General features: G+C 63.5%; 18 protein-coding genes and 1 tRNA gene. 14 read left to right on the plus strand and 5 right to left on the minus strand.

All coding sequences use genetic code 11. The features are described from left to right. Window positions 1-378: 378 nt before the first annotated feature. Window positions 379-455 (minus strand) — tRNA-Arg (locus tag ACK5IR_RS04760). Between the two features lie 225 nt (window positions 456-680). Here ACK5IR_RS04760 and ACK5IR_RS04765 point away from each other — a divergent pair. The 7 genes from ACK5IR_RS04765 to ACK5IR_RS04795 all read left to right on the plus strand — a co-directional run bounded on the left by ACK5IR_RS04765 (window position 681) and on the right by ACK5IR_RS04795 (window position 8,381). After that, window positions 681-1,745 (plus strand): LacI family DNA-binding transcriptional regulator, encoded by a 1,065-nt coding sequence (locus tag ACK5IR_RS04765; RefSeq protein ID WP_416926439.1) that lies wholly within the window; start codon window positions 681-683, stop codon window positions 1,743-1,745. 71 nt (window positions 1,746-1,816) lie between these two features. Next, window positions 1,817-2,569, plus strand: a complete 753-nt coding sequence (locus tag ACK5IR_RS04770) for a glycosyltransferase family 2 protein (RefSeq protein WP_416926441.1) — start codon at window positions 1,817-1,819, stop codon at window positions 2,567-2,569. Continuing rightward, window positions 2,562-2,873 (plus strand): lipid-A-disaccharide synthase N-terminal domain-containing protein, encoded by a 312-nt coding sequence (locus tag ACK5IR_RS04775; RefSeq protein WP_416926443.1) that lies wholly within the window; start codon window positions 2,562-2,564, stop codon window positions 2,871-2,873. The genes ACK5IR_RS04770 and ACK5IR_RS04775 overlap by 8 nt, the downstream gene beginning before the upstream one ends. Then, window positions 2,845-4,314: an ArnT family glycosyltransferase gene (locus ACK5IR_RS04780; RefSeq protein ID WP_416926445.1), complete on the plus strand. Its 1,470-nt coding sequence runs from the start codon at window positions 2,845-2,847 to the stop codon at window positions 4,312-4,314. Before ACK5IR_RS04775 ends, ACK5IR_RS04780 begins: the two co-directional genes overlap by 29 nt. Before the next feature lie 151 nt (window positions 4,315-4,465). After that, window positions 4,466-6,586, plus strand: coding sequence for a YjbH domain-containing protein (locus ACK5IR_RS04785; protein WP_416926447.1), 2,121 nt, complete (start codon window positions 4,466-4,468; stop codon window positions 6,584-6,586). Then, window positions 6,583-7,302 (plus strand): YjbF family lipoprotein, encoded by a 720-nt coding sequence (locus ACK5IR_RS04790; RefSeq protein ID WP_416926449.1) that lies wholly within the window; start codon window positions 6,583-6,585, stop codon window positions 7,300-7,302. The genes ACK5IR_RS04785 and ACK5IR_RS04790 overlap by 4 nt, the downstream gene beginning before the upstream one ends. 59 nt (window positions 7,303-7,361) lie before the next feature. Then, on the plus strand, window positions 7,362-8,381 hold the full coding sequence (locus tag ACK5IR_RS04795) for an NAD-dependent epimerase/dehydratase family protein (protein WP_416926451.1): 1,020 nt from the start codon (window positions 7,362-7,364) through the stop codon (window positions 8,379-8,381). 136 nt (window positions 8,382-8,517) lie between these two features. Here the strand turns inward: ACK5IR_RS04795 and ACK5IR_RS04800 are convergent, their stop codons facing one another. Both ACK5IR_RS04800 and ACK5IR_RS04805 read right to left on the minus strand, forming a co-directional pair. After that, the gene (locus ACK5IR_RS04800) at window positions 8,518-8,754 is read right to left on the minus strand and encodes a hypothetical protein (protein WP_416926453.1); all 237 of its coding nucleotides are present in this window, start codon (window positions 8,752-8,754) and stop codon (window positions 8,518-8,520) included. A gap of 146 nt (window positions 8,755-8,900) precedes the next feature. Continuing rightward, window positions 8,901-9,569 carry a CAP domain-containing protein gene (locus tag ACK5IR_RS04805; protein ID WP_416926455.1) on the minus strand — a complete coding sequence of 223 codons (669 nt, stop codon included), beginning with the start codon at window positions 9,567-9,569 and terminating at the stop codon, window positions 8,901-8,903. Between the two features lie 161 nt (window positions 9,570-9,730). Here ACK5IR_RS04805 and ACK5IR_RS04810 point away from each other — a divergent pair, with 161 nt between their 5' ends. The 4 genes from ACK5IR_RS04810 to ACK5IR_RS04825 all read left to right on the plus strand — a co-directional run bounded on the left by ACK5IR_RS04810 (window position 9,731) and on the right by ACK5IR_RS04825 (window position 14,148). Continuing rightward, window positions 9,731-11,035, plus strand: a complete 1,305-nt coding sequence (locus tag ACK5IR_RS04810) for a UDP-glucose dehydrogenase family protein (protein ID WP_416926457.1) — start codon at window positions 9,731-9,733, stop codon at window positions 11,033-11,035. Window positions 11,036-11,078: 43 nt separating this feature from the next. Further along, a complete protein-coding gene (locus tag ACK5IR_RS04815) occupies window positions 11,079-11,774 on the plus strand; it encodes a sugar transferase (RefSeq protein WP_416926459.1) in 696 nt (231 codons plus the stop codon). A gap of 189 nt (window positions 11,775-11,963) precedes the next feature. Beyond that, window positions 11,964-13,058 carry a polysaccharide biosynthesis/export family protein gene (locus tag ACK5IR_RS04820; protein WP_416926461.1) on the plus strand — a complete coding sequence of 365 codons (1,095 nt, stop codon included), beginning with the start codon at window positions 11,964-11,966 and terminating at the stop codon, window positions 13,056-13,058. A gap of 157 nt (window positions 13,059-13,215) precedes the next feature. Continuing rightward, entirely contained in the window at window positions 13,216-14,148 is a 933-nt protein-coding gene (locus tag ACK5IR_RS04825; protein ID WP_416926463.1) for an alpha/beta hydrolase, read from the plus strand. Between the two features lie 9 nt (window positions 14,149-14,157). On the opposite strand, the gene ACK5IR_RS04830 is transcribed toward ACK5IR_RS04825, so the two are convergent. Further along, window positions 14,158-15,069, minus strand: coding sequence for a rhodanese-related sulfurtransferase (locus tag ACK5IR_RS04830; RefSeq protein WP_416926465.1), 912 nt, complete (start codon window positions 15,067-15,069; stop codon window positions 14,158-14,160). A gap of 93 nt (window positions 15,070-15,162) precedes the next feature. Between ACK5IR_RS04830 and pncA the strand changes: the two genes are divergently transcribed. Further along, window positions 15,163-15,765: a bifunctional nicotinamidase/pyrazinamidase gene (gene pncA, locus ACK5IR_RS04835; protein ID WP_416926467.1), complete on the plus strand. Its 603-nt coding sequence runs from the start codon at window positions 15,163-15,165 to the stop codon at window positions 15,763-15,765. 116 nt (window positions 15,766-15,881) lie between these two features. Then, window positions 15,882-17,174 carry a nicotinate phosphoribosyltransferase gene (gene pncB / locus ACK5IR_RS04840; RefSeq protein ID WP_416926469.1) on the plus strand — a complete coding sequence of 431 codons (1,293 nt, stop codon included), beginning with the start codon at window positions 15,882-15,884 and terminating at the stop codon, window positions 17,172-17,174. A gap of 193 nt (window positions 17,175-17,367) precedes the next feature. Here the strand turns inward: pncB and ACK5IR_RS04845 are convergent, their stop codons facing one another. Then, complete coding sequence (locus ACK5IR_RS04845) at window positions 17,368-17,733, minus strand: winged helix-turn-helix transcriptional regulator (protein WP_416926471.1); 366 nt, start codon at window positions 17,731-17,733, stop codon at window positions 17,368-17,370. 91 nt (window positions 17,734-17,824) lie between these two features. On the opposite strand from ACK5IR_RS04845, the gene ACK5IR_RS04850 reads away from it, so the two are divergent. Next, the gene (locus tag ACK5IR_RS04850) at window positions 17,825-18,595 is read left to right on the plus strand and encodes a nuclear transport factor 2 family protein (RefSeq protein WP_416926473.1); all 771 of its coding nucleotides are present in this window, start codon (window positions 17,825-17,827) and stop codon (window positions 18,593-18,595) included. The last annotated feature ends 1 nt before the right edge of the window (window position 18,596 follow it).

Raw genomic sequence — 18,596 nt, forward strand, 5'->3', positions numbered from 1 at the left:
CAACGATGTCCCCGGGATCAGGTCGATGTTCGCCGCCTTCGAGATCACCGCCGTCGAAACCACCTACACCATCGCCAGACAACGCAGCCAGCCGGCGCGCGAACTGCTGATCGCGAACTTCAAGTGCGATTTGAACGGCTCGTGAACGCCCCGAAACGGGCAACAACAGAAAATCGCGCTGCTGCAAGTTACGCTGTCACGCCCTGCAAATTACGCTGCCACGCTACACCCGGTCGCAGCGGCGTAATGAGCGGCTATCTGTACAGGTATTGTACAGGCAAAGGCCGGATTCCTCGCGAAACGGACCGGAAAATCATGCAAGCTGCTGCATGAGGCTATGAGGTAGATCAGGCAGTCATTTGATTTTACATAGAAATTTGGCGACCCCGGCAGGACTCGAACCTGCAACCTATCCCTTAGGAGGGGATTGCTCTATCCTGTTGAGCCACGGGGTCGCGATCGCGCGGCGGGAGCTTGAGGCCCGGTCGCGGAACGCTTCTACTGTCAACGCCCGGGGGTTTCAAAGCGGAAATTTGCCGCTCACCCTGCGGAAGCGTGTCGAAGATGCGTTTTCGGCGGTACCGGGACATATTTCCTTCACTCCACATGCGACAACCGGGGATCGCCCTTCGATGCATACAGTGCTTTTACCGGCCCGAGTTAGGCGTTAACACATATTCATGAGCAAGGATGATACCAGTGCCGCGCAGGGCCATGTCGCGCATGGCGAATCGCGGCGTCCGCTGACGCTTCGGGACGTTTCCGAAGCCTCCGGGGTGAGCGAAATGACCGTCAGCCGGGTTCTCAGGAACCGCGGCGATGTGAGTGTGGCGACGCGGGAGCGTGTGCAAGAGGCTGCCAAGCGCCTCGGCTACGTTCCCAACAAGATCGCCGGCGCTCTCGCGTCCAGCCGCGTGAACCTGGTGGCGGTGATCATCCCGTCGCTGTCGAACATGGTCTTTCCCGAGGTCATGAACGGCATTTCGAAAACCCTGGAAGATACCGAGCTTCAGCCGGTTCTCGGGGTGACCCATTACCTGCCCGAACGCGAGGAGAAGGTTCTCTACGAGATGCTGAGCTGGCGCCCGTCGGGGGTCATCATCGCCGGGCTGGAGCGTTCGGAGGCCGCGCGCGCGATGCTCCGGAACGCCGGAATCCCGGTGGTCGAGATCATGGACATAGATGGCGAGCCGGTCGATTCGGTCGTCGGTATCTCGCATCGCCGCGCCGGGCGCATGATGGCGCAGGCCATCGTCGATGCAGGCTATCGCCGCATCGCCTTCCTGGGAACCAAGATGCCGCTCGATCACCGGGCGCGCAAACGCTGGGAGGGGTTTTCGGAGGTGCTCGAACAGGCCGGGATCGGGGTGGCCGACACCGAGCTTTACGAGGGCGGTTCGGGATTCGCCAAGGGGCGCGAGATGACCGCTGCCGTGCTCGAACGAACCCCGGACCTCGATTTCATCTACTATTCGAACGACCTGATCGGCGCAGGCGGGTTGCTGTATTGCCTGGAAAACGATTACGACATCCCCGGACAACTTGGCCTGGCCGGCTTCAACAATATCGAGCTTCTCGACGGTATGCCGCGCAGGCTGGCGACCATGGATTCGTGCCGGCGCGAAATAGGCGAAGGCGCGGCCCGGATCATTGCGAGCCACGCCGGCGAGGGCGCGCAGATCTTTGGCGAACAGGTCGATCTCATTCCGACGCTCGACCCCGGCGATACCTTGCGGCAGGCGTGAAAATCTGTTGAGGAAGCCCCGGCGGGTCCGGCAGGGCCGCCAGCCATGTCCCGTGCCGGAGAGGAGCGCCGATGACTCAGCTTTCGATCGTGATCCCGATGAAGAACGAAGAGGGCAACGTGGAGCCCCTTCTGCTGGGCATCGCCGAAAGCTGTGCGGGTACGGATTACGAGATCATCGTGGTCGACGACGGATCCGACGATGGCACGGCCGCCGCGGTGCAGGGGCTGGCGGCCGCAGACCCGCGGGTGCGGCTTCTGACCCACACGCGCTCTGCCGGCCAGAGCGCGGCGGTCCACAGCGGGGTGCTGGCGGCACGCGGCAATGTGGTCTGCACGCTCGACGGTGACGGGCAGAACCCGCCGGAGGAACTGCCCAAGCTCTACCGGCCGCTGTTCGACGATACGACGGGGCGGCTTGGGCTGGTGGCGGGGCAACGCGTGGACCGCCAGGACACATTGTCGAAGAAATGGGGGTCGCGCTTTGCCAACGGGTTGCGCGCCCGTATCCTCGACGACGGAACGCGCGACACCGGCTGCGGCCTCAAGGGGTTCCGCCGCGACGCCTTTCTGGCGCTGCCCTATTTCGACCACATGCACCGCTATCTTCCGGCCCTTTTCCGGCGTGACGGCTGGGAGGTTCTGCTGGTCGATGTCAGTCACCGGGAACGACAGGCGGGCAGTTCGAACTACACCAACTTCCGCCGCGCGCTGGTTGGCATACCCGACCTGATGGCGGTGGCCTGGCTGATCCGCCGGCGCAAGAAGGCGCAGGCAGCCGAGACCGCAACCGCCGGCGAGGATCGGGCAGGCAACGATGGCTGAACAGGTATTTCGATTTCTCGCCGTGGATAACTGGATGGAATTCTGGTGGGTGGTGATCGGCCTTGCCGGACAGTTGATGTTCACCGCGCGCTTTCTTGTCCAGTGGATTGCCTCGGAGCGTGCCGGCCGCTCGGTTGTGCCGCTGTCGTTCTGGTACCTCTCGGTCGGCGGCGGCATCATCCTGTTTTTCTATGCGCTCTATCGCCGCGACCCGGTATTCATTCTCGGGCAGTCGATGGGGTTGTTCGTCTACGTCCGAAATCTCTGGCTCATCCATGCAGAACGCCGCCGTCAGGCCGGTTGAGGCGCACAGCTGGCTGGCTCCGGCGGCGCTGATCGTCCTTGCGGTCACCGTCTTCCGCATCGTGCTGCTGGCGTTCAACCGGACCGACCTGTTCGTCGACGAGACGCAATACTGGCTCTGGGGACAGGAGCTTGCCTTTGGCTACTACTCAAAGCCGCCGCTGATCGGCTGGGTGATCCGCGCCTCGACCGAGCTTGGCGGCTCGGACGCGGCATTCTGGATCCGCCTGCCCGCGCCACTGCTGCAAGGCGCCACGGCGATGATCCTCGGCGCCGTCGCCGCACCGCGGTTCGGATATCGGGTGACGGTCTGGGTCGTGGCGACCTTCGTCACCCTTCCGATGGTGACGCTGGGCAGTCTGATGATCTCGACCGATACGGTCATGGCGCCGTTTCTGGCGCTTGGGCTGTGGGCCTGGCTGCGCAGCCTCGACAGGGGCGGCAGCAAGGGAATGGCGATCCTTGCCGGTATCGCGGTGGGGCTGGGTTTTCTGGCAAAATACGCCGCGATCTATTATCTGCTTTGTGCCGCGCTGGCCGCGTTGGCAAACCCGCGCGCACGCCCGGGCTGGCGGGCGGCATCCCTGGGCCTGACGGCATTTCTGATCACCGTTTCGCCCAATATCGTCTGGAATTTGCGGAACGGTCTGAGCACGCTCGAACACACGCTCGACAATGCGGACTGGGTGCGCGAGACAGGCGAAAATCCGGCGCTGAACCCGGCGGCGCTGGCCGAGTTCTTTGTCAGCCAGTTTGCGGTATTCGGGCCGGTCCTGTTCGCCGGTCTGTTATGGCTGGGTCTGCGGTACAGGCACCAGAAGCCGGCCCTGCAGTTCATGCTGCTATTCAGCCTTCCGATCGTTGCCATCGTCTGCGTGCAGGCGCTGCTGAGCCATGCCTATGCCAACTGGGCCGCCGCCGCCTACATCGCCGGAACGATCGCCGTTGTGCCGTGGCTTCTGGAACGCCCGGTCGCCTGGCGGATCGGAAGCCTCGCCTTTCAGGTGAGCATCGCCATCGTCCTGCCAGCGCTGACCGTCGCGGGGACCGGGCTGCGCCTGGGCGAAAACGGGCCGCTGCTGCTCGAACGCTATCTGGGGCGCAGCGAGATGAGCCAGCGCATCCTTGCCGAGGCACGGGCGGCCGGCGTCGATACAGTGGTCGCCAAGAACCGCGACATTCTTGCCGATCTGTTCTACCGGACCCGCGACGGAGACATCCGGGTCTTCGCGCAGCCGGTCGACGGGCGGGCACCGAACCACTATGTGCTGCGCCACGCGCTGCCGGCGGACGTTTCGGGTCAGGTTCTTTTCGTCACCGGCGACGATGCACCCGATCTTCCCTGCACGCCCGAGCGGCGCGGCCTCATCGCCCCGGCCGACGGCGCCTTCGTGCATCATCGGCAACGGTTGTTTCTGGTACCGGCCGAATGCCTCCGCTAGGTATGGGATGCGTCCGGTGCAGCACGCACCCCGTGCGGCCTCTTTGCGACAGGGCGGGCATTTCCGCCGTTGCACTTCGGGCACAGTTTGAAGCCGGGGCGCAATGGGTATAGTTGCGGCAACGCGAACGAAGGCAGGTCGGGGGCGAAAGATGCCACAGCAGGAACGAAGGCTGGTCGTGCGCGCCACAGCGGCAGCGATCGTCGTCTGCGGTGCGGCGGGTCCCATCGGGTCGGATGCCGAACCGATGGTGACAAGCAGCTACAACTACTATGGCGTACCCGGTCTGGTCGAGATGCCGACGGCGGAAGGCGCGCCGGATGGCGAGTTCTCGGCGAGCTATTCGGATACCGGCAACCAGCGGCGAACCACCCTCGCCTTCCAGATCGCCCCCCGGATTTCCGGCGCATTCCGTTATGCCAGCATCCCCGATTTCGAGGATTCCGACTATTACGACCGGAGCTTCGATATACGGCTCCAGGTCATGGATGAAAGTCGCTGGCTTCCTGCCGTCGCGATCGGTCTTCAGGATTTCCTTGGAACCGGGATATACAGCTCCGAATACATCGTGGCGACCAAGACGTTCTGGGACAAGGTTCGCATCACGGGCGGGCTTGGCTGGGGGCGGCTCGGAACCCATGGCGAGATTGCCAGCTTTGGCGACCGGAACCTCTCGAACGTCTCGACCGGTGGCGATTTCAACTTCGAATCGTGGTTCTCGGGACCAATGGCGGCTTTTGGCGGCGCATCATGGGACGTGACCGAGAAACTGACGGCCAAGGCGGAATATTCCTCCGACGCCTATCTTAACGAAACCGGGCAAGGGCTGATGGATTATGACAGCCCGTGGAATTTCGGTGCGGAGTACAGATTCAACGAAGGCGTGAGCGCATCGGTTGCCTATCTCTACGGTTCGGAATTCGCCTTTCAGCTGAGGTTCACCCTCAACCCCAAGAAGCCGCTGCTTGGACCGGGCAACGAGCCGGGCCCGCTGCCGGTCCAGCCGCGTCCGTCGCGCAGCGCCAATCCCGGCGCATGGGCAATGGACTGGGTGAACGATCCGGCAGACCTGAACGGGATCGAGACGGCGATCGACAATTCGCTGGCAAAAGAAGGGATCCGGCTGGAGGCCATCGCGCTTGAGGGATCGCGGGTCGAAATCAGGATCGACAACAGGCAATATTACGAGAATTCGCAGGCGCTTGGCCGGACGGCACGCATTCTTTCGCGGGCATTGCCGCCATCGGTCGAGACCTTTGTCATCACGCAGGTGACAGGCGGCGTGCCCGCAGGCCGGGTGACGATCGCCAGAAGCGACATCGAGCGTTTCGAAAACGCGCCGGTGGATCAGATTTTCGCACGCGCCGATTTCTCGGATGCCCCCGGAAAGGTGCCGCCCGGCATGGAGTTCGTCGATGGCGTCTATCCCGAAACGGACTGGTATTTCGGCCCGTATCTCGCATTCGGGCTCTTCGACCCCGATGAGCCGATCCGCGGCGATCTGGGCCTGCGGCTCGGCGGGTCGGTGACACTGACGCCGGGGCTCGTCGCAACAGGGATCGTCAAGTACCGACTGATCGGAAATACAGAAGACGGAACCGATACCCGGCCGGACAATTCGGTGCCGGTTGTCCGGACCGACTTCCGCGATTACTCGAAACACTCGGATTTCTATCTCGATGAACTGACACTTGCGCATTTCGGCCGTCCGGCCAGCAACATCTACAGCCGCGTCACCGCCGGTGTGCTCGAACGGATGTACACCGGTCTTTCGGGAGAGGTGCTGTGGAAACCGGTCGACAGCCGGTTGGCCTTCGGCGCCGAACTGAACTATGTGGTGAAACGCGATTACGAAGGCTGGTTCGGCCTGGACGACTACGATGTCGTCACCGGCCACCTGTCGGGCTACTACGAATTTGCCGACGGATATTACGCCCAGATCGATGCCGGCCGGTATCTGGCCGGGGATTATGGCGCCTCGCTGCGGCTCAACCGGCAGTTCGACAACGGCTGGAAGATCGGCGCCTATGCCACGTTCACCGATATCCCGTTCGACGATTTCGGCGACGGTTCGTTCGACAAGGGGCTTTTCGTTCAGGTGCCGCTGTCCTGGATCACCGGACAGCCTTCGAAATCGACACGCGGGTTCTCGTTCAGGACCTTCACGGCAGATGGCGGTCAGAGGGTCTCGGTGGACAACCGGCTTTACGAACGCGTCCGCAAGTACCACGAACCTGTGATCGAAGGAAGCAGCGGGAGATTCTGGAGATGACATCTCGCAATCGTGCGGGCCGCAGACCGAGTGGCCGGATTCTCGTTCTGCCGCTGGCGCTGACGCTGGCAGCCTGCGGCAACAATCCGGAAAAGGCGCAGGGCTGGCGCGGCTTCGCCGAAGCGGTCAACGCCGAACGAAACTCCCGGCAGTCGAAACAACGGGTGGCCGACAGCGCCGGGGCGGCAGACCAGCAGGCAACGATCCGCAAGGCGCTTGCCGCCAACAAGGGTCCGATGATGCTCGCCGTGATGGAGACGACGCAGCGCCCGGCCGTCATCGGCGCGTTCGGCCGCAACGGTCCCTATGTTACCTACCGGACCGCCTCGCAGCAGACGCTGACCTTCCGCGACGGGGTTCTGACAGGAACGCGCGGATTGGGCTATGAACTGCTTTCGTCCGAGGCCGACGGCTCCATCGCCCTGATCGGCGGCCGGCGCGAAGGAACGGCCCAACGCGTCTACTGGCATCTGAGCGGCGAGAACCATTCGGTTCCGACCCGCATGACCTGCGAGATTTCCCGCGCCGGAAACGACCCGGTGGTTCTGGCCGACGGGCGCTCCGTCCCGACAACCAGAATGACCGAAAGCTGCCGCGCCGACGATCTGAAAATCCGCAACAGCTACTGGGTTTCCGATGCGGGTACGGTGCTGCAATCCATACAGTGGGTCAGCCCCGAAGTCGGAAAGATCGCGTTCCAGACTTTGCGTCCGTGATCGGCGCGCTCACCGTCAGTTCGATCGGGCGCGAAGACATGGGGATATAGCGAGGACAGATGGGCGAGACAGCTCTCGTAACCGGATCGGCGGGATTTATCGGCTTTCATCTGTGCAGGCGCCTGCTTGACGATGGATACACGGTCATCGGCTTCGATGCCTTGACCGACTATTACGATGTTTCGCTGAAACGACAGCGACTGGCGATCCTGAAGCGTTACGAGCGTTTCCAGGAACTGACCGCCAGGCTGGAGGAACCCGGCAGGCTGATGGATTGCTTCGCCCGAACACGGCCCGGGATCGTGGTTCATCTGGCCGCGCAGGCCGGCGTGCGTTACTCGCTCGAAGCACCGCGCAGCTATCTCGAATCCAACCTTGTCGGAACATTCGAGCTTCTGGAAGCGGCGCGCGCCTGTCCGCCACAACATCTGCTGATGGCGTCCACGTCGTCGGTCTACGGCGCCAATACGGTTCTGCCTTACACGGAAATCCAGAAGGCAGATACCCAGATGTCGTTCTATGCCGCCACGAAAAAGGCGAACGAGGCCATGGCGCATTCATATGCCCACCTCTACCGGCTTCCCACCACGATGTTTCGCTTTTTCACCGTCTACGGTCCGTGGGGGCGCCCCGACCTGGCGCTTTTCAGGTTCGTCAGGGCCATTTCAGAAGGCAAGCCGATCGACGTCTACAATCACGGAAAGATGCGGCGCGACTTCACCTATGTGGACGATCTTGTCGAGGCTGTCGTTCGCCTGATCGGTGTCGTTCCTGCCGAGTCGAGGAAAAACGCCGCAATTCCGGGTATCGATTCCCTGTCGCCGGTTGCTCCGTGGCGTGTGGTGAATATCGGGCTCTCACAACCCGTCGAACTGAACGACTTCATCACAGCGATCGAAAAGGCGCTTGGGCGGAAGGCGGTTCGAAACCCGATGGACATGCAGCCGGGAGACGTTCCGGCGACCTGGGCCGATACACGGCTGCTTCGTGCGCTCGTGGGCGACATTCCGGCGACCCCGCTACAGGACGGGATTGGCGCGTTTGTCGCCTGGTATCGGGAGCGCTACGGGGCCGCGTAACCATTGAAAGCGCCCTGAACCAATATCCTTGCACCTTTCCGCCGGGATGACCGAAACCAACACAACCGGGGCGCCGAAACGAAAAGGAGCGGCCAATCAGGCCGCCCCCAAAAGAAACCGTTCTGACGGCCGACGCTCAGTGGTGATCGTCGTCGTGGCTGTCATCATCGTCATCGTCGTCGTCGTTGGCGAGGATGGCGATCAGGGCAGCGCCGCCGAGCAGCGCAGCAGCCGCACCGTAGCCACCGAGGCTGCCGGCATCGTCTTCGACGACGAAGGGCTGGGGCTCGACGACCGGCTCGGAATAGCCGCCGGCAAACGACGGCGCTGCGAGAGCAAGTACCATCGCGGACGAGATCATGAACTTCTGCATAGTATGACTCCTATAGCGCAGTCCGGGCGTCATGCCCGGAGATCACAGACAACATCGCACATATGCGTGTGAAGGCAAGAGCTTCATGAACCCGCCAAGAGGGATGCGCAACAAGATGCGCAAGGTGTTACATATTCGCCAGAGTTTCAGCCGGCGATGGTCTGGGAAATATAAAGTCCGCCGCAATTTCCGGCACGCGGATCGTATCCGGCACCGGCGCCCGCGATCCTTGCCCGCCGGTCCATCATGTTCTTCCGGTGGCCGCCGGACCGGTACCAGAGGTCGGTCACGTATCGCGCCAGCGATGCATAGCTGTGCCGGCCGATTCGCGTGCCCTTCCCCGTTTCGAAATGGCAGCCCGGGGCATCGACGATTCGATAGCGGCCGGCCTCGTCCAGCCGGTAGAGCGAGACCTTGGCGATATTCTCCGATCCCATGTGAATGTTACGGGCGGCGGCAAGGATTCGCTGGCTTGTCGTGCGCTTTCCGCGAAGGCTGGACAGGTGGGTCAGATCATGCGCGCGCGCCATCCAGCGGGCGTGGGTTTCGGCCGCGCGCCGCATGCCGTTTGCCGGCGCGAGCTTCGCCAGCCCCTTGCGGCAGCGAAGGTAATTGACCTCGGCCAGCACCGAGGCGTCCAGCAACCGCTGATCGATTCGCCCCGGATCGACGAGCTTTTCGGCGCCGGCGATCCGCGTTCTGCTGCAACTCGGAGCGGCGGCGGCGCTGCCGGCGGAAACGACGACAACAAGCACCAGAAACATCATTCCGCAAAGCGCGGATCTGCGCAGTTTCCGGGCGTAGGCTATCGTCATCCCAGGTGTTCCTTCCCCGATCGCCGAAGTCACGTTGCGGCGATATACATCATCCTGCCGGACCAAACCACACGGACCGGGAATTTGTATCGGCAGTTCGTTGACAGTAGGTTGCCGATGCACCATTCGCAGTGCGAAGTTTGGTATAATGGAGTCGGAAAATGAAGATCGCAATGATCGGAACCGGTTATGTCGGTCTCGTTTCGGGCGTCTGTCTGTCGGATTTCGGCCACGAGGTGGTCTGCGTCGACAAGAATCCCGACAAGATCGGCATGCTGGAGCGCGGCGAGGTTCCGATCTTCGAGCCCGGGCTCGATATGCTGATGGAGCGGAATGTCGCCGCCGGGCGCCTGTCGTTCACCGGCGATCTTGCGCAGGCCGTGGAAGGGGCCGGTGCGGTGTTCATCGCGGTCGGCACGCCGACCCGCCGCGGCGACGGCCACGCCGACCTTTCCTATGTCTATGCGGCGGCCGAGGAAGTGGCCGGCTGTCTGAGCGGCCACACCGTGATCGTCACCAAGTCGACAGTGCCGGTCGGAACCAACCGCAAGGTCGAGGAGATCGTGCGCGAAGCCAATCCGGCGCTCGATTTCGACGTGGCCTCCAACCCCGAGTTCCTGCGCGAAGGAGCGGCCATCGACGATTTCATGCGGCCTGACAGGGTTGTGGTTGGCGTCGAGAGCGAGCGGGCGAAAGAGGTCATGGGCGAGATTTACCGCCCCCTCTTCCTGCGCGATTTCCCGATCGTCTATACCGGGCTCGAAACGGCGGAGATGATCAAATACGCCGCCAACGCCTTCCTTGCCACCAAGATCACCTTCATCAACGAGATCGCCGCCCTGTGCGAGCGGGTTGGGGCGGATGTGAAGGCGGTCTCACGCGGGATGGGGCTCGACAACCGCATCGGCAACAAGTTCCTGCATGCCGGACCGGGCTATGGCGGTTCGTGTTTTCCCAAGGATACCAACGCGCTGGCCCGGATCGGACAGGATCATTCCGTGCCGCTCCAGATTACCGAGACCGTCATCAAGGTGAACGAGGAAATCAAGCGCCGCATGGTCGAAAAGCTGCAGGACATGTGCGGCGGCAGCTTCAACGGCAAGACGATCTGCGTGCTGGGGGTTACCTTCAAGCCCAATACCGACGACATGCGCGAGGCGCCCTCGCTGACGATCGTTCCGGCGATGATCGGTGGCGGCGCCACGGTACGCGTGGTCGACCCGCAGGGCCGGCGCGAGGGCGAGGCACTTCTGCCCGGCGTGAACTGGGAAACGGATCCCTATGCGGCGGCACGGGATGCCGATGCGGTGGTGATCCTGACGGAATGGAACGAGTTCCGCGCGCTCGATCTCACCCGCATGGCCTCGGTCATGGGCACGCCGCGGCTCGCCGACCTGCGCAACATCTATACCCGCGAGGACGCGCTCGACGCCGGTTTCGCGGAATATGTCGCAGTTGGCCGCTGAGGCCGGTCATAAGCCGGGCGGAAGCAGGAAGGGAACGGCTTCCGTGAAGCCCCGCCAGGTGCGGTATTCATATGCCGCGCCGGCCAAGCGTGTGTTCGACGTGGTATTGTCGGCGGTTCTGCTGGTCGTGCTTCTGCCGCTGATCCTGCTCATTTCGCTTGCCGTTCTCGTTTTCGACGGCTTGCCCGTCCTCTATCCGGCGCAGCGCATGAAGGCACCGCGTCAGCGCTTCACGCTGCTTAAGTTCCGCACCATGGAAACCGACAGGCGGCGCCATGAGGTCGGGGTGTCGGGGGGCGACAAGAGGCACCGGATAACGCGGCTTGGCCGCGCCCTGCGCCGTACCCGGCTCGACGAATTGCCGCAACTGATGAACGTGCTGGCCGGCGACATGTCCTTTGTCGGTCCGCGCCCGCCGGCGCCGCGCTATGTCAAGCGGCACCCCGGTATCTACGCCGAGGTTCTGCGAAGCCGGACCGGAATCACCGGCCTGGCGACGGTGATCTTTCACTCGCACGAGGAAATGCTGCTGTCGCAGACCAGAACCGCCGCCGAGACCGAGCAGATCTATGTGCGCCGCTGCATTCCGCGCAAGGCGCGGCTCGACCTGATCTATCGCGACAATCAGTCGCTCGGGCTTGATCTCTATCTGATCTATCTCACGGCGGGAAAGCTCGTTCCGCTGCCGGGCAGGCGTGTGAAGCGGCTGAGCGCCAAGGCGCGGCGCGTGTCGCACTGAGCGGCCGGCCCGGCCGATACGGGAAAACCGGCCTGCCGCACCACCGCACCGGCCCGGTGGATTGTTGTTGCAAATAGCCGGTGAAGGGCTATCGGCGACCGGGAGGTTGACCCCCGGCATGTGCTGGCGCTATTCCGGCTTGGTCAAGGCCGCGCAACTGCGCCGCGCGGTGCCGCATTGGGGGACAATGTGCTCAAACTGATCCGGCTGTTGCTGCCGATGCTTGTACTGGGTGCCTGCGCACTGCCGCGTGGTGCGCCGATCGAACGCGAGGTGTTGGCAGTCGGCCCCAACGAGGAGCGGGATTTCGCCGTCTACGCCGTAACGCGCGATACCCTGCCCGGCCTCACCGACTGGCCGGCCACCGATAACGTGCGCCGTTTCGGCTGGATTTCCGGCCAGTCCGACTCGCCGGGCGTGATACAGCCCTACGACACGCTTCAGATGGTGATCTGGGACAGCGAGGAAAACTCGCTTCTCACCGCCCAGATGGAAAAGCAGGCCACGGTTCCCGCCCTGCGCGTGACACAGGGCGGCACTGTCTTCGTGCCCTACGTCGGCAAGGTTCATGTCGCCGGCAAGACGGCGGATGCGGCGCGCGAACAGATCGAGCGCGAGTTGCTCGCGTCAGTGCCGTCGGCGCAGGTCCAGCTTTCGGTGGTGCCGGGTCCGCGCGGATCGGTCAGCCTGATCGGCGGGGTGCGGAATCCCGGAACGGTTCCGCTGCCGGAAGGAAATTTCACCGTACTGAGCCTGATCAGTCAGGGGGGCGGGCCGGCCAGCCTGAACAACCCGCAGGTCCGCCTGATCCGGGGGGGAAAGACCTATGGCACCTCGCTCGACCACCTGATCGACAATCCGTCGCAGGATCCCAGCCTGCGCGGCGGCGACAAGGTTGCGCTGGTGGACGACGAACGATTCTTCCGCGCCTTCGGGGCGGCGGGCAAGGAGCAGATCGTCCGGTTCACCGAGGACAAGCTGTCGGCGATGGACGCGGTCTCGCTCATGGGCGGGCTCGACGAACGCTCGGCCAACCCGCAGGGTATCCTGCTGTTGCGGGAATATCCGCGTTCGGCGGTGCGAAGCGACGGACGCGGCCCGATGCACGAGCGGACGATCTTTGCCCTCGACCTGACCTCGGCCGACGGAATATTCAGCGCCAACCGGATGCCGATCTATTCGGGCGATACACTGATGGTCACCGAATCGCCGGTCAACTCGACGCGCACCATCTTCGGGCTTGCCGGAACGCTGATCGGGTTCAACACCCAGTTCTCGCAATGACCGTCATCTGATTCGCCGTGATCCGGCAGGCTTCCGGCGGCGATCGGGGGCCTGAGGAACGCACCGAGCGCGGTTTATACCGCATGGCAGCATTTACCGGCATATAGCATGCATGCAGAGTCGCGCGGGGCTTGTGGAGACGGAAGGGATGCCGGGCATGCCGGATGAAAACGCTCGCGAAATCGGGTCGCACCAGGGCTGGGCGCTCGAGCGTCACGCCGCCGGGGATGCTGCGCCTGACCTGGGCGATGTGCTGTTCCTGCACGGGATCGCGTCGGGAAGCTGGGTCTGGACGCCTGACTGGCTGCGCCATTTCACCGGCGCCGGGTATACAGGATGGACGATCACCCTGCCCGGCCGACCGTCGGGTGCCAGCATGGCCTCCGATCCAGCCGCGGCCGAACAGGCCCCGACCGGGCTGATCGCCACCCCAGACACCGAAGCGGCAATCGAATCCTGGCGTATGCTTCCCGCAGCGCCGCTTTTCGACGGCCCGGATCTCGACGATTACAGCCGCGCGCTGGAAGAGGCGATGGATACCATCGGCCGGCCGGTGACAGTGGTCAGCCATTCACTGGGCGGCGCGGTGGTGCAGAACTCCATCCGGCGCGGCTTCCGGCCGGCGGCGACGGTTCTGCTCTGTTCGGTGCCGCCCTACGGGCTGTGGCGCGCCTCGTTCGAGACAGCCATGTGCAACCCGTTGCTGTGGATGGCGCTGGCCAGATTTTCCCTGTTCGGCGTGTCGGAAGTCGATACCGGCCTGATGCGCCGCAACCTCTTTCCCGGTGGCATCACCGAAGCCGAATTTCAGCGCCTGCTGCCACGCTTCACCGACGAATCGCTTGCCGCCACCATCCGAACGACCGGATTTCCGCCCTTCGCGCCCCTGCCGGGGCCACGGGCAGACATGCTGGTGATAGGGGCGTCGCAGGACCGCCTGCTGCCCCTCACCGATATCTGCCTGACCGGGCTCTATTACGGTGTTGCACCGAAAATTGTCCGGGGGGCCGGCCACATGCCGATGTACGAACCGGCCCACGCCGGAGAAACCGCCGGCCTGATCCTCGACTGGCTCGACACCCGGCGCTGAGGGGGCGTTCTATCCGCCCTGCGCGCCCAGGTGTCGCGTTCCGTGGCGGGCGGCAAGCGCAACCTGCCTCTGCCGCTCGCGGAAACGCCGTCGGTCGGCATCGGTGAACTCGCCGATGCACCTCGGGCAGGAAACCCCTTCCTCGAACGCGGGCGCCTGCATGTCGGCCGGCGAGACAGGGCGGCGGCAGGCATGGCACATCCGGTGGCTGCCCTGCTTCAGCCCGTGGGTCAGCGACACCCGCTGGTCAAAGACAAAACACTCGCCCTGCCAGAGGCTTTCCCGTTCGGGTACGTCCTCGAGGTATTTCAGGATACCGCCGCGCAGGTGATAGACCTGCGATTCGCCCAGCCCCAGCAGATAGCTGGTGGACTTTTCGCAGCGGATGCCGCCGGTGCAGAACATCGCGATCCGCCTGTTGTGGAACCGGTCGCGGTTCGCTTCCCACCAGGCGGGAAATCCGCGGAAACTGCGGGTACCTGGATCTATCGCACCATCGAAGCTGCCGATCGCAACCTCGTAGTCGTTGCGCGTGTCGATCACCACCACATCGGGCGCCGAGATCAGCGCGTTCCAGTCGGCGGGGTCGACATGGGTGCCGACCGAGGCGGTCGGGTCCACGTCGGGCTGGCCCATGGTGACGATCTCGCGCTTCAGCCGGACCTTCATGCGGCCGAACGGCATTTCGGCGGCAGGGCTCTCCTTCCACACCAGTCCGGCACATCCGGGAAGGGCGCGGATATGGGCCAGCACCCGCGCAATCCCCCTGGCAGGCCCGGCAATGGTGCCGTTGATCCCCTCGCGCGCCAGCAGCAGGCTGCCCCGCACGTCTTCGCTCCGGCAAAGCGCCAGCAAGGGCGCGCGCAGCATATCGGGGGTATCGAAGCGGGTGAAATGGTAAAGTGCGGCAACTGTCAGCATGGCCCGTCCCTAGGCCGGAACCGCCCCGCTCGGCAAGGCCGCATTGACCGTCCCGCCCCCCCCGTGCAAAGCCTGTGGCAGGAGGTGCCGCAAATGCCCGAAGCGCTGATCGTGATCGACGTCCAGAACGATTTCTGCCCCGGCGGTGCACTGGCCGTGCCCGGCGGCGACGAAATCGTGCCCGGCATCAACGCACTGCTGCCCGATTATCCCGTCCGTATCTTCACTCAGGACTGGCACACCGCCGATCATGCTTCCTTTGCTTCCCGGCACCCTGGCAAAAAGCCCTACGAGATATTCGAGATGCCCTACGGGCCGCAGGTTCTCTGGCCCGATCATTGCGTGCAGGGCAGTGAGGGCGCGGCCTTCCATCCCTGCCTTGCAAACGATGCCGCCCAGGTGGTGATCCGCAAGGGCTTCGATCGCGATATCGACAGCTATTCGGCGTTCTTCGAGAACGACCGCGCAACACCGACCGGGCTGGAGGGTTACCTGAGGACACGCGGCGTCGAACGCCTGGTCATGGTCGGGCTCGCCACCGATTTCTGCGTGCATTACTCGGCCATTGATGCGGTACGGCTCGGGTTTGCCGTCCGGGTGGAGATCGACCTGTGCCGGGCCATCGACCTCGACGGTTCGCTCGCCGCGGCGCTCGATGCCATGCACAATGCCGGCGTGACGCTTTCCAGCAGATAACATCGCGTAACCCCGTGTATTTTCCCGCACTGCCCTGCCATGCCGAAAGCCCGGCCCTTTCCATCGTGCGCCGCGAACTATAGCCTGAGCCGGATGCGGGTCAGGGAGGTTGCGTCATGGCCGATATCGCCACGCGGGTGTGGAACCATCGATGGAAGATCGATCCGATCGTCCGTTCGCTGATCGATACCGATTTCTACAAGCTGCTGATGTGCCAGTCCGTGTTTCGCAACCGTCCGGACGCACGGGTCACCTTTTCGCTGATCAACCGGACAAAAAGCGTTCGACTGGCCGAACTGATCGACGAGGGCGAACTGCGCGAGCACCTTGACCATATCCGTTCCCTGTCGCTGACCCGCGGCGAAAGCACCTGGCTGCGCGGCAACACGTTTTACGGCAAGCGCCAGATGTTCCGCCCCGACTTCATGGAATGGTTCGAAGGGCTGCGCCTGCCCGACTATCACCTGGAAAAGCGTGACGGACAGTACGAACTGACCTTCGAAGGCCCGTGGCCGGACGTGATGTTGTGGGAGATTCCGGCACTGACCGTGCTGATGGAACTGCGCGGGCGGGCGGCTCTGGACAGGATGGCGCGTTTCGAGCTTCAGGTCCTTTACGCGCGGGCCATGACCAAGCTCTGGCAAAAGGTCGAGCGCCTGCGCGAGGTACCCGGGTTGCGCATTGCCGATTTCGGTACCCGGCGGCGTCATTCGTTCCTGTGGCAGGACTGGTGCGTGCAGGCGATGATCGAAGGGCTCGGCAAGAGCTTCATCGGCACGTCGAACTGCCTGATCGCCATGCGGCGCGAGGTCGAGGCGATCGGCACCAACGCGCATGAACTGCCGATGGTCTATGCCGCCCTTGCCGACAGCGATCAGGAACTGGCCTGGGCGCCCTATCAGGTGCTGGCCGACTGGCAGGAAGAGCACGAGGGCAACCTGCGGATCATCCTGCCCGATACCTACGGGACCAGGGGGTTTCTGGAGCACGCGCCGGACTGGCTGGCCGGCTGGACAGGGGTGCGCGTCGACAGCGGCGATCCGGTCGCCGGGGCCGAGATGGCGATAGACTGGTGGAAATCGCGCGGCGAGGATCCGAAGAAAAAGCTGGTCATCTTCTCCGACGGGCTGGATGTGGATGAAATCCTCGATCTCTACGCCCGGTTCGCGGGGCGGATCAAACCCAGCTTCGGCTGGGGAACGCTGCTTACCAACGATTTCCGCGGGCTCGTTCCGGGCGATGAACTGGCCCCGTTCTCGCTTGTCTGCAAGGCGGTCAGGGCCAACGGCCGCCCGACGGTCAAGCTGTCGGACAACCCCAACAAGGCGATGGGCCCCAGGGCCGAGGTCGAACGCTACAAGCGCGTCTTCGGGGTGGGCGAGCAGGTCCCGCTTGCGGTGATCGTCTGACCCCCGGCGGCTGACCCGCCGGAGCGGGCAGGAAGCGGCCGGATTCCACGATGAGCCGGCCATTGGCGCCCCGGCCGATCTTGCTCCAGCGGCCGTGAAGAATGACCCGCGTTACCTCAGTCAGACGGTATAAAGCCCGTTGCACGCCGGCACATGGTTCGTTCTTCGCTCCCGTCGCTCAACCCGGTGAACATCATCCATCGTAGCGCTGACGCGCCTTGCGGATCACGCCATGATTGCGGGCGGCCCATTCGGCCAGCGTCTCAAGAAGCCCCGCCAGTTCACGCCCCAATTCAGTCAACTGATAATGGACCGCGACGGGCGGACCGGGATCGACGCTGCGGGTCAGATAGCCGTCCCGCTCCAGCGAGCGCAGATTCTCGGTCAGCACACGCTGCGTGATGTCGCCAATCACCCGCTTCAATGCGCCGAAGCGGAGCGATCCGTCCTGCAGCGCGAACAGGATCAGGAGCTGCCATTTGCCAGTCACTTTCGACAGAATCTGTCGGATCGGGCAGTTCTCGGCCTCGGTCTTGGTCAGGGCGGTTATCTGAAGCATACCTGGTGCCTTTTTAGTGCGTAATTGATACTTGGTATATATTCGATACCAATACACCATTCGAATCGCAACCCAGAGAAAGGATCGCGAAATGACACCGCAAGAGATCGTGCTCGGCGCTTTCGCCGCCATATTCACCAATTTCGACCCCGAGGCCGCGCAGGACCTGCTCAAGCCCGATTACATCCAGCACAATGCGTCCGTACCCACCGGCGCCGCGCCCGTACTTGGTTTCATCCCGGCGCTGAAGGAGAGCGGCATCGGCGTGACGACGCATCGGGCGATTTCCGAGGGCGACCTGGTCGTCCTGCACAGCACCTACGACAATGCACAGGTTTTCGGGGCGGATACGCTTGTCGGTTTCGACATCTTCCGCGTCGCGGACGGGAAGGTCGCCGAGCATTGGGACAATCTTCAGCCGCTCGTGTCCGATACTGTCTCGGGCCGGTCGATGACCGACGGTCCCACGGAAATCACCGACCTTGAGAAAACGGCGGAGAACAAGGTGCTTGTCGAGGGTTTCATCGCCGATGTCCTGCAAGGCGGTGCGCCGGAGAATATCACCGAGTATATCTCCACCGAAACCTATTTGCAGCACAGCCCGATGGTGGGCGACGGGCTTGACGGTCTGGGTACCGCGCTTGCGGCAATGGCGGAGGCAGGGCAGGCCATGAGCTATAGCGAAACGCATCTCGTTGTGGCAGAGGGAAATTTCGTCCTTGCGGCCTCCGAGGGGCTCATCGGCAGCACGCCGACCGCGTTCTTTGACCTGTTCCGCGTGGACAACGGCAAGATCGTCGAGCACTGGGACACCGTGTCGGAGATCCCGGCCCGGATGGCCCACGACAACGGAAAATTCTGAA

The sequence above is a fragment of the Tropicimonas sp. genome, from assembly GCF_047971885.1.
Lineage (GTDB): Bacteria > Pseudomonadota > Alphaproteobacteria > Rhodobacterales > Rhodobacteraceae > Tropicimonas.